The organism is Flammeovirga sp. SJP92 (genome assembly GCF_001583495.1).
Classification (GTDB): Bacteria; Bacteroidota; Bacteroidia; order Cytophagales; family Flammeovirgaceae; genus Flammeovirga.
Map to the genome: position 1 here is coordinate 28,163 of NZ_LQAQ01000019.1, position 12,635 is coordinate 40,797.

The window sequence follows — 12,635 nt, forward strand, 5'->3', positions numbered from 1 at the left end:
TTAACATGAAAAAGTATTTTTTAAGCTTATTTCTTCTGACTGTACTCTCTACGGGGTACAGTCAGGATAAAAAAAATGTTCTTTTTATCGCTATCGATGATTTGAAACCTACTATTGGTGCTTTTGGTGATGACTATGCTAAAACACCCAATATGGATCGATTGGCGGATAAAGGAACTGTATTCTTAAACAACCATTGTCAGCAAGCAGTTTGTGGCCCTTCAAGAGCCAGTTTGATGACAGGTTTAAGACCGGATATTGTAAAGGTTTGGGATCTGAAAACAAAAATCAGAAAGCAACGCCCTAATGTGGTGACTTTACCTCAATACTTCAAAAACAATGGTTATTTGACGTATGGTGTGGGTAAAATTTATGACCCTAGAAGCGTTGATAAACAACAAGATCAACAGTCTTGGACAGAGTACACGTTGCCAAATCAATTAAGATACCCTGAAGGGAAGCAAGCCCCTGCCCTTTCTTATTATCAAAACCCTGAAAATGTAAAAAGGGTCAGAGAATTGAGAAAAGAAGCAGAAGCAAAAGGCATTGAGAAAAAGAAAATCAACAAGTGGGTACAAGAGCGTTTTAAACCTGCTTTCGAAAAAGCAGATGTTTCTGATGATGCTTATATCGATGGTGCTATCACAAAACAAGGTGAGGCTTACATCAAAGCATTGGCAAAACAAGACCAACCTTTCTTTTTAGCGGTAGGTTACAAACGTCCTCACTTACCTTTTGCAGCGCCTACAAAATACTGGGATTTGTATAATGAAAATGAAGTTCCATTAGCCAAATTCCAACAAAAAGTGGAAGGTGGTTATGAGAAAGCATATCATAATTCAAGTGAGCTTCAAGGATATAAAACGGAAGGTTTAGATATCAGTGAGGTAGACGGTGTTGTCAAAATTTCAGAAAAAGGACAACGTCAGTTAATTCACGGTTATTATGCGGCTACTTCTTATGTAGATGCTCTGGTAGGCCGATTGATTACTCAATTGGAAGAAAATAAACTGGACAAAAATACGATCATCATCCTTTGGGGTGATCACGGATGGCACTTGGGAGATCACTTATTATGGAACAAGCACTCTAACTTTGAGCAAGCTACACGTTCGCCAATGATCATTGTTGATCCTTCTCAAAAAACGGTGAAGCAAGTAAGCAGTGTCACTGAGTTTGTCGACATCTACCCTACTTTGGCTGATATGGCTGGACTTCCTGTTCCTACTGAAGGTTTATCTGGTAAAAGTTTAAAACCGCTATTGGATGGCAGTAAGAAGACGATCAAAAAATATGCAATGACGCAAATTGCAAGAGGAAAAATCAACGGATATTCTTTAAAGTCTGGAAATATCAGATATACTGCTTGGTATGATGGTAATCCTCGATTGAAGAAAACGCTAGAGGGATGTACACTGAAAGCGGAGGAATTGTATGATTACAAAGCGGATCCTTTAGAGACTAGAAACCTTGCGAAAGACAAAGCTTACAAGCAAAAACTAGATGAGATGAGAGATCTGTTTATGGAGTTTTTCAAAAATGACAGGGCTTATCATTCTCATAGTTTTGGTGCTGTAAATGGTAAAAAGGCGGATTGGAGAATTGAAGCTGAAGCAAGAATTGAAGAGCATAGAAAAGGGGATGTGAAGCTGACTGTTTTGGATAAGAAAGGGAAGCCTTTTAATGGTAAAGTAAAAATTGAACAAGTGAGACATCAATTCCGTTTTGGAGGAGTGATCAATACGCAATTGTTTACTTCTGAAAAAAAGGAAAAATACCAAGAAGCCTTCCTTTCATTGTTTGAAAACGCCGGTTATGAAAATGCCTTCAAAATCAAACACAAAAGACTTTACGATAAACGTCATCAAGAAATCGCTCCTTTCTTAAAGGAAAATAATATTCCATTGAGAGGTCATGCATTGGTTTGGGAAAAGACGAAGAATATGCCGAAAAACATTCAACAATACGTGAATGAAACGGATACAGCTACGTTAATTCAACAATTGGAAAACTATGTAAAATATGGTTTGACGGAGTATGATGTAATGGAATGGGATGTTTTGAATGAACCAAGAGAATGTCATGTAGTGCAAGACTTGACAAAACAAAACACATGGGCTTACTGGTTTGAATATGCTGACAAAGTAAGAAAAAACAAGCAAGTGAAATTCTACTTGAATGAAAATAAAGTCATTTCTGCTCCTTATAAAGTGGCGGATAAAAATATTCAGTTCCATTATAAAGTGATTGAAGACATCTTAGCGGTCAACGCCCCTTTAGAAGCTTTGGGTTTTCAATCAAGAATGAAACAACACATCAAACCTGAAGACTTATACGCTAGACTAGAAAAGTTCGCCTCTTTTGGACTTCCTATGCTAGGCACCGAGTTTGAAATTGTAGATTCTCCTTATCAGAAATTTACAGAAGCAGATAGAGCTCAAATCACTGAGGAAGCAATGACAGTTTACTTCTCTCACCCTCAAGTGGAAGGTTTTTATGTTTGGACACCTTTTGGTGAAGACCGAAAAGCATTTTTTGACCTTGATGCCAACCCAAGAGCAGAAGCGAAGGTGTGGGCAAAGAAACTAAATGAATGGTCTACTTCTTTAGAAGCAAATGCCGACAAAAAAGGAAAAGTAACCTTCAGAGGTTTTAAGGGAACTTATAAAGTGACGATCACTCAAAATGGAAAGACCTTCTCTAAATTATTCGAAGCAGAGGACAGTCAGAACGACATCAAAGTAAAACTTAAGGATCTCACAAACTAAAAAGTACTGAAATGAAACAACTTATATATTTCGCATTCATAAGCCTGTTTTTCATGATCATAGGTTGTGAAAAGCAAGACCCTCTCAGAACCATAGAAACAGAGTATTTAGATTCTGTACACTATGATGCTAGTGTTTTCTATCCATTAGAAGATATGATTTCTCCCGAACCTGTTTTTGAAAACAAATACGGCGTTTCTTTTGCCATCGAAGAGTTTTATAATGACAAAGGAGACAGCTCGCAGATCAATAATGTAGCTATTGATAAGAAAACAGGTATTATCAGCGTAAGAGATGCTTCTCTTTTAGATCAAGAAGCAACGTATCACGCCAACATTGCCACTTTTACGGTAAGTGGAAAAACGGTACATGAAAAAGCTTGGTCAATGGGTATTACTCAAGTGACAGGCGAACTGTTTTACTCTACTCCTCAGCCTTCATATGAAAGAAATTTCGAAGGTGAAGTGCTTCATTTAGACAGTGCCTTCTTTGGAGAAGCGAATGCTGTTGTATCTTATGAATTAGTCAATTCAGACAAAGGACTTTCTATTGATGCTTCAAATGGACATATCTCTAAAGTAAGTTTTATGGAAGCTGGAGAATATGATGTTGCTGTAAAAGTATTGACAGAAGGTGGTGAAACTACATTAACGGAAGTGGCTAAAGTAAAAATCTACGGTGCTCCTGAATTAGTATATCAGCCTAATTTCTTTAAAATTCAAGGAGATTACAGCATTCAAGCGACGCCAACCGTGAAAGAATTCTTAGACGGTGCTACTTATGAACTGAAAGTACAAGGCGATCTGACATTGAACAGTCTTGCAATTGATGAAAATGCAGTTATTACTTTACCAGAAAACCACAACAATGCTGTGGGTGAGTATAAGGTAGATATAATTGCAACAGTAGACGGTCAGGCTTTTACTTTTGAAGAGGCAATTACAATTGAAATTGTAGCTCAAATCAACCCTGAAATCTCCTATGCAGAAAACAAAGTAACGCTTTCTCCTTGGACGGGCTATACTTTCACTCCAGAGTTGTATTCTCTTCCTAGAAATGCAGTAGTGACACTGACTACAGTATTGCCAGAAGGCATGACTTTCGATCCTGAAACGGGATCTATTACAATTGCGGAAGAGCAAAACTTTGCAGATGCCACTTATACTATTGACATCAATGTCAACACGCCAAGCCACGGTGATACGCCATTGACTGCACTGACGCAAATCGTTATTGAAACAAAAGCACAAATTCTTTTGGAAGATGATATGACAAGTGATGTATTGAAAACGGATTATATCCGTCAGCAAGTAGTGATCAATGATGATGAAAGAAGTGGCGCAAGCTGGAACACTACAGCTTCAAGAGAATATTGTAGAGCACAAGCCAATATCTGGTCGGGTGACTATACAAGATGGTCTTATATCGCGGTAAGTTATACGGTAGATAATATCCGTAGAGCCACTGTTTCTTTTGACAACGGTGTAAACAAAGACTTAAGAGATACTGATGAATACACTGAAAATTACTTCTCTGTCAACTACAATGCAGATTATAATGGCAGTGAAGCTATTCATGATTTCGCTTGGGAGAAAGATAGCAATGCCAATATTTCAAGAGTAGGAACTGATATTGACAACGGGCCTTATGAAGCCTCTGGTCTTTTAGAAATTGATGCTAAATACCTTGTCAACAACAAAGTGAATATTGCTTGGTTGGCACATAAGGATATGACTGAAATTCCTGAAAGTTTCAAAACGGGTCATACATTCGGCTTCAACAACATTGTTGTTACGGCATATACAAAGTATGATGCAGTGGTAGAGTAATGAGTTAAGAATTAAGAGTGAAGAATGAAGAATAGATGGTCCGTGTTGTGGTTCGTGTGAATATAGATTACAATGCTCTCACAAACTACTTTAACATTAAGAACCATTTTTTCTTCATTCTACATTCTTAATTCTTCATTAATACTTCTTTCGCTTAACACTATAGAAAATGGTGTTAGTAGCAATTAAATCAACCGATTCGTTGATTCCTTTTACTTAAATACTAACTTTACTAACAGAGATTGAATACTTATTGATTTTTTTAACGACTATCAATTACCTACTCCATGAATTTGAAGAGAATATTACTTACATTTTTTATCCTTTTTATCAATACTTTCATTGCTTTTGCACAATGGGATGAGAACTTGCTTTTTGACAATTATAATGTTCAAGACGGTCTAAGTAGTCATATTGTCTATGATATTGCCAATGATCAAGATGATTTCACATGGGTTATTACTCCTAACGGAATTCAACGTTTCGATGGAAAAAACTTTAAAAACTATACCATTAAAAACCCTGCCGGTGATGACATTATTTTCTATAAACACAATTCAGGGCTGTACATTGACCAAGTCAAAAAACTATGGGTCTTTTGTCAATTTGGGCTGTACACTTACAATCCTGAAATTGATTCTTTTGAGCCTTTTGAAATCACAGACATCAATAACAAAAGAGCTTATACTTCTATCATAGAACATAATGGCTATTACTACTTTCTTTCTTGGCAAATGCTAGTAAGATGGAACCCTAAAAAAAATGCCTTCAAAAAAATATTCCTGAAAAAGAGAATTACAGCCACCACTCCATACGGTACACAAGGGCTTTTGATTGCGAGTCCTAACGGTCTTCAAATCATTAAAAGAGGGGAAGCAAAAGAATTTCAATTGTATGGTATCAATCTAAAAGGCGCAGGTATTACATGTCTTTACAAAAGCTCTGACAATGCCGTTTGGGTAGGTACTTACAACAAAGGTATTTACTTGATTAAAGACAATAAAATCCAGCATATCAAGAAAAATGTAGACTATAAAATCAGCAAGTTTAGTACTTATAAAAATAAGATTATTGCAGGTACGGACGGACATGGTATTATGGTGTTTGATCATGATGGACATGAAGTCAGCGGTACGAATCTAAAAGCCATTAATGGACTGCCAATTAATAGTCTGACCGTGGATCAGCATCAAAGATTATGGATTGCCACTTATGGAAAAGGGCTTTTCCTCCACAACCCTCACAAACCTTATTTAAGAAAAATCAATACCGATCCCGATCCCAACATGATTGCGGATCATGGCTACAGTTCTTTTAAAGATTCTAAGAAAAGAATCCTTTTAGGCACCAATAAAGGGATGGTTATCAAAGATAAAAACGGGAAGAAAAGGTATCTTAGACCCAATCATTTCATCAAGACATTTGACCGTAATGAAAGTTTTGTCGTCAATAATATTGTAGAAGATAGACATCACAACTTCTGGGTGTCGAGTTATGGTTTTGGTCTGTTTTACTTGGATGGCAAAAACTTCAAAGTGCTGAAATCCATCAAGAATTTCCAAGTGGGAGAACAGCACTACAATTGTAAATTTATCCTTCAGCTGGAGTTATACGGAGATAAATTGTGGTTTAGACTGGTGAAAGGAACTGTATTCGGTATGAATATCATTGATCAGCAGTTTAGCAAACATCCACTGAGCAGTACATCGTATATTTATTACAGTCCACAGCAAGGAAAAATGTATGCGGCCAATCATGAAGGAATTTATGAAATAGACCAAGAAAAGCCGAAACAAATCATCAAATCACCCAACCTTTCTGTCAGTGCAATTATGCCGATCGATGATAAGAGTTTTATGTTGGGAACGGAATCAAAAGGTGTGCTGATTTTTGATGTGGTGAAAAAGAAAATCTCTCCTATTCAAGATAATCAGAGAAACCTACTGCCAAGACGAATCAAACAGATCTTGAAAACGGATTTGAATAAGTATGTGATCATTGGTGACAACGGGCTATTCACTTTCCATTACAACAAAGGAAAAATATCGGATATCCACGAACCGCTTCAGAAGTTTGAATCTCACCAAGGAGCATCCATTTTGAATAACAACAATATTATTCTGGGTTCATATGATGGTTTTTACCAATTTCCACTTCACTTTGAAGAAAACATTACTACTGCTCCAAAAATCACGTTCAATCACCTTACCGTTGATGGTAAAGATATCACAGCACTTAATTCCAAAATGCTGGACAAGGACATCAACCTTGTTGAAGAAGTAGTACTCAATCACCCCGACCGTGGTTTTTCACTCAATATCATTTCTCCAGAATACAGAGACGATCCTAACTTTTTCAGCTGGAAACTGGAAGGTTATGAAGACAATTATAGCAAAAAAAGTACGCTTCAAGAGATCAATTATCAAAACCTCCCTTATGGAAGTTATGAGCTAAAAATCAAAATGTATTCTGGTAGAAACACCAGAGAGGAAGTAGCACGAAGTTTAATCATTTCGGTAGCACCTCCTATCTGGGCCACTACATGGGCCAAAGTTTTATATACAATTGGTGTGCTGATCTTACTTTGGTTGATTTACAAATCGTATGCTGATTATATCCAACAAAAACATTTACAAGCTAGAAATACGGTTTTTGCTGAGATTGCCCATGAACTGAGAACACCGCTGACATTAATACAAGGTCCGCTTCAAAAGCTGGAAGAAGATACAGATTTAGATGCTTCAGCCACTCGACTAATTGGTATGATCCGTAGCAATCTCACAAGGCTGAATAAGCGTATCACACAATTATTGGATTACGAGCGCATCAATCAAGTCAATGAAGAATTGGTTGTCAAAGAGTTTGATATTGTTCACCTCATCAAAGTGCTGATCCGTGACTTCGATCCATTATTACAGAAGAAAAACATTGAAGTACAAATTGATTCTTCCAAAGAGAAAATCATGGTAGAATTAGATTTTGATAAAATGGAGAAAATCATCTATAATTTAGTATCCAATGCTATCAAATATTCTAAGGAAAATGATAAGATCTTTATTGACATCAAAAAAGTAGAAGATCAAATCAAGTTCTCTATCACTGATCATGGTTTAGGAATTCCGAAAGGCAATCAAAAACACATTTTCAAACGTTTCTACAGAGCTGAAAATGTAATTAAGAATAAGAAAATTGGAAGTGGAATTGGTTTGGTACTTTCTTACAAGTACACTTCCATGATGCACGGTAAACTCTTCTTTGAAAGTGAAGAGAACAAACAAACCACTTTCTTCTTAGAGCTTCCACTGAAAGTGAAAGGCATGCGAAATGATGCCGTTCCTCAAGAAATATCACATTATGGTGATGAGTTTGTGGAGAAGGACAAAGAGAAATACGATTATAGAATTGCGGTAGCGGAAGATAATGAAGAGTTGAGAGCATTTATCAAAACTTCACTTTCTGACAGTTTTGAAGTCGAGGTCTTTGAAAATGGCAAGGAATGTTTTGACGCTCTACTAGAAAACGATTTCCATCTAGTACTATCAGATGTGATGATGCCTGTGATGAACGGTTATGAACTTTGCAATCAAATCAAAAGCAATGTAGCTACCTCCCACCTTCCGATCATTATGTTGACGGCACTTAACGCCTCTATGTACAAAGCGGAAGGTTATATGCACGGTGCAGACCACTATGTCATCAAACCTTTTGACATCAGAATGCTGAAATATAGAATCATCAGTCTGATTGAAAATAGAAAGGCACTAAGTCAGTTGTACAGAAAGCAAATTCATGAGGATGAACCTGTCAAAGTACAGCCTGTAGTAGAAGAAACAATTGACAGTAAATTCCTCACCGAATTCAAACAGTTAATTGAAACCAACTTAACAGACTCCAATTACAATGTCTCTGAAATCTGTAAAGACATTGGGATGAGTAGGCCCGTTTTATATCGAAAAATTAAGGCACTCACCGATCTTTCACCTAAAGAATACATCCAAACCAAACGTCTCAATCACGCCAAGAAGATGTTGATGGAATCTGATGAGAGTATCAGTACAATTGCCTATGAAAGCGGTTATTCTGATCCAAAATATTTCTCTACTGTGTTTAAGAAACAGTTTGGAGAAAGTCCAAGTGAGTTTAAGCAACATTGTTAATATAAAATTGTGCACCTTAGTTCAAACTTTAGTGCACAATCCATTTTAGAATGAAATTCATTTAATTGTTATTTGTAAATAAAAATCCTAATTTTGAGACTCATACCAATTAAGTATTACATACTTTTTTGACAGAAATCTTTGATTTAAACTTTTTTTGCAAACTTATTTTTAATACAGATAGAAGTGTGTATCACTAAGCATTCTATTCAATTTACTTTGAAACACACTTTATTTATTCAATCTTTAAAATCGACTATTATGCTACTGAAAAACAAACTGTGGATGAGTTATCTAATCGTTATCTCTTTATCATTTTTTATATATAGCTGTACTACAGAGGAAATAACACCTTCTGATAGTCAGGAGGAAGTTGACGATTCAACAGATGAAACGGAAAAACCTTCCAATGAAGTTGTTGATAAAGAAATCAGCCTGGGAAATGGACAAGTGTTCAATATGAAATACTTTATGATTTCTATTAATCAGATTTTATTTAACCCTTCTGAAAGAAAAAGAATGTTTATGACACATGACATCGATAAAGAAGGTATAATCAATCAATCATTTTGGAATTTTTCATATGTTGGTTCTTTCGGGAATAGAGTTGTTACGATGCAACATTCCTTAGACTCTAAAGATGTAATTAACAGCTCTACAATTGAAATTTATGACACTCAGATTACCTATGAATATATCTATGACGAAAAAGGACTAATCAGTTCAATGAATGAAAGTGCATTTGGTATTCTTGTGAATCGTTACAACTATGAATATAATGAGAAGAATCAGTTGATGAAAAAGCAAAATATTAATAATAACGTTACTTACTCATTTGTATATAATACAGATGGTAAAATTATTAGTTTAACTGAAGAGTTTGAATCCATTTTCACCACTTATAATTACAGTTACGATGCTCAAGGGTATTTACTTTCTGAAAAATCGAATTGGAACTATAAAAGAGATTATAAATACGATAATCAAGGACGAATTTCTGAAAGTTTAGGAGGAACAAGTGCTGAATATCTTAGTAAATATGAATACACAGATAATCAACTGACACTAAAAATATACCCACCAGAAAATAGCACAAACATTTACATTAGAAAAGACGAAGTATATATGGATAAGATTACTAATCTTAAATACTTTGTTTACTATTATGAAGAATTTGCAATTAAAGGTCTATTAAATACTAAAAACAAAATAGATGAAAGGCAATATTTTACAAATAACAATTTTGATTTGAAACTTGTTGGTAATAGTAAAGTTGACTCTAGATACAGGGATGGATATGGACATAAAAAGCAAGAATCATTTTATAATACAAAGGGAGATAAAATATATGTGATCACTTATACAGAAGAAGGAGAATTTACTTATTACAAAGGTGATGGAACGACTAAGATCTCTAAAAGTGATATTACAGAACAATGGGTGCTAGAATTATTAAATCACTAATCAATTAATCTTGATCATTATAAAAAAATATTACTTCCTTAAAACATCTTAATTCCGGTTAAGATGTTTTTTTATTTAAAAGTTCTTTTTGCAAACGGTTTCATGTTAATAAAAAATAGAAAAGTTACCCAAAATTTTAAAGATAGAGGCAAGTAAACGAAATTGAAAGAGACAATTAACTACAACCCTGAATGAATGAATTATGAACAGACGATCTTTCTTAATTTTAATTTTAAATGTATTTACTGTAACCTCACTAACATTTGCACAACACCCTTGGTCCGATACTTCTCTCCCGATGGAGGAAAGAGTGGATTTATTGGTGAAAGAAATGACACTAGAGGAGAAAATTGGGCAGCTTGGAAATGCTGCTCCGGCCATTGAAAGACTTGACCTTCCAGAATACAACTGGTGGAATGAAGCGTTACATGGTGTTGCAAGAAACGGTAGAGCTACTATTTTCCCACAGGCTATCGGTATGGCCGCTACTTTCGATAAGGAATTGATATATGATGTTGCTTCAGCAATTGGCAAGGAAGCAAGAGCGAAATATCAGATCTCGCAATCTATCGGCAATCGTACCATGTATTCAGGGCTTACGTTCTGGACTCCGAATGTCAATATTTTCAGAGATCCAAGATGGGGACGTGGGCAGGAAACGTATGGTGAAGATCCTTATTTGACCTCTCAAATTGGTATTCAATTCGTGAAAGGTCTTCAAGGTAACGACCCTAAGTATCTTCAAGCTTCTGCATGTGCCAAACACTATGCTGTCCACTCAGGACCTGAAGCTTTAAGACATGAATTTGATGTTACCGTTTCTAAGCAAGACCTTTATGAAACCTACCTTCCTGCTTTTAAAGCATTGGTAACTGAAGCAGATGTAGAATCCGTTATGGGTGCTTACAACAGAGTGTACGGAGATCCTGCCTGTGGAAGTGATTTGTTATTGAATCAGATCTTAAGAAATGACTGGGGATTTGATGGACACGTTGTTTCTGACTGTGGTGCTATTGAAGATTTCTTTAAGTATCATAAAACGTCCAAAGGACCAAAAGAAGCAGCCGCTTTAGCGTTGAAAATGGGTACAAACTTGAACTGTGGATGGGTTTATCAGGCTCATTTGAAAGGTGCTATTGAAGATGGTTTAGTAGACGAAAGTATGGTGGATCAGCGTTTGAAGGAATTGATGATGACTCGTTTCAAATTAGGTTTCTTTGACCCTGCCAATATGAACCCTTTCAATAATGTAGATGAATCAGTAATTGAAAGTAAAGAACACCAACAATTGTCTTATAACACGGCAGTAAAATCATTAGTTTTACTGAAAAACAAAAACAATGTTTTGCCTCTTAACAAGGACATTAGAAACTTATATGTGTTGGGTCCTAATGCCGCTTCAACTGAGGTTCTTTTAGGAAATTACTACGGATTAGCGGCAAATACTGTATCGATTTTAGATGGTATTGTGGGTAATGTAAGCAAGGGAACAACGATTGAATACAAACAAGGTATTTTGCTGGATGAACCGAATAAGAACCCTATTGACTGGGCTACTGGAGCTGCAAGAAGTGCTGATGCTTGTATTGCAGTTATGGGTATTTCTCCATTGTTAGAAGGTGAAGAAGGTGAGGCTATTGCTTCAACAACAAAAGGAGATAGAATTGCGTTAGGTTTACCTCAAAACCAAATTGATTTCTTGAAGAAAATTAAGAAGGACAGTAAGAAACCTCTGATCTTAGTGCTTACTGGAGGTTCTCCAATTGTGATGCCTGAAGTAGAGGAAATTGCTGATGCTATATTATTTGCTTGGTATCCTGGTCAAATGGGTGGTCAAGCGGTAGGTGATGTATTGTTCGGAAAGGTGTCTCCTTCTGGAAAACTGCCGATCACTTTCCCTCAATCTTTGGAGCAACTTCCTGCTTATGAAGATTACACAATGAAAGGAAGAACGTATAGATACATGACTGAACAACCTCTTTTCCCATTCGGGTATGGTCAGACTTATACCTCTTTTGAGATTGAAAGTTTAACAGCTTCTGTTGAAAAGGTAAAAGCGAATGAAAATGTTGAATTGGAGGTAAAAGTAAAAAATACAGGAAGTTTTGATGCTGAAGATGTAATTCAAATCTATTTGACAGATTACAATGCTGATTTTGAAACTCCTGTGCAATCATTGAAAAAATTTGAAAGAGTGATATTGAAAGCCGGTGAGACAAAAACACTCACGTTTACGCTTACACCTGAGGATCGTTCTGTATTTAACAATGAAGGTCAATTAATACAATCTTCTAACACAGTAAAAGTAATTGCAGCTGATGCTTCTCCAGGAGCAAGAAGTGAAGAATTAGGTTATGCCAAGAAGGAATTGGTATTGAAAATTAAAGGTGGTGGAAAAGTAGTACAATAATTTGAAA

The 12,635-nt window shown here is 35.9% G+C and carries 5 protein-coding genes; all 5 read left to right on the forward strand.

The window, feature by feature from the left end:
* The first annotated feature begins 5 nt into the window (after positions 1–5).
* Complete coding sequence (locus tag AVL50_RS05340) at positions 6–2,768, forward strand: sulfatase-like hydrolase/transferase (RefSeq protein ID WP_062615453.1); 2,763 nt, start codon at positions 6–8, stop codon at positions 2,766–2,768.
* A gap of 11 nt (positions 2,769–2,779) precedes the next feature.
* Entirely contained in the window at positions 2,780–4,597 is a 1,818-nt protein-coding gene (locus AVL50_RS05345; RefSeq protein WP_157491153.1) for a hypothetical protein, read from the forward strand.
* Between the two features lie 293 nt (positions 4,598–4,890).
* Positions 4,891–8,754: a helix-turn-helix domain-containing protein gene (locus AVL50_RS05350; RefSeq protein ID WP_172826769.1), complete on the forward strand. Its 3,864-nt coding sequence runs from the start codon at positions 4,891–4,893 to the stop codon at positions 8,752–8,754.
* 285 nt (positions 8,755–9,039) lie between these two features.
* Positions 9,040–10,218, forward strand: a complete 1,179-nt coding sequence (locus AVL50_RS05355) for a hypothetical protein (protein WP_062615456.1) — start codon at positions 9,040–9,042, stop codon at positions 10,216–10,218.
* A gap of 202 nt (positions 10,219–10,420) precedes the next feature.
* A complete protein-coding gene (locus tag AVL50_RS05360) occupies positions 10,421–12,628 on the forward strand; it encodes a glycoside hydrolase family 3 C-terminal domain-containing protein (RefSeq protein WP_062615457.1) in 2,208 nt (735 codons plus the stop codon).
* Positions 12,629–12,635 lie beyond the last annotated feature (7 nt).

Coding starts and splice junctions, on each gene's coding strand:
- AVL50_RS05360 (WP_062615457.1), top strand. CDS start 10,421: ATGAACAGACGATCTTTCTTAATTTTAATTTTAAATGTATTTACTGTA.
- AVL50_RS05340 (WP_062615453.1), top strand. CDS start 6: ATGAAAAAGTATTTTTTAAGCTTATTTCTTCTGACTGTACTCTCTACG.
- AVL50_RS05355 (WP_062615456.1), top strand. CDS start 9,040: ATGAGTTATCTAATCGTTATCTCTTTATCATTTTTTATATATAGCTGT.
- AVL50_RS05345 (WP_157491153.1), top strand. CDS start 2,780: ATGAAACAACTTATATATTTCGCATTCATAAGCCTGTTTTTCATGATC.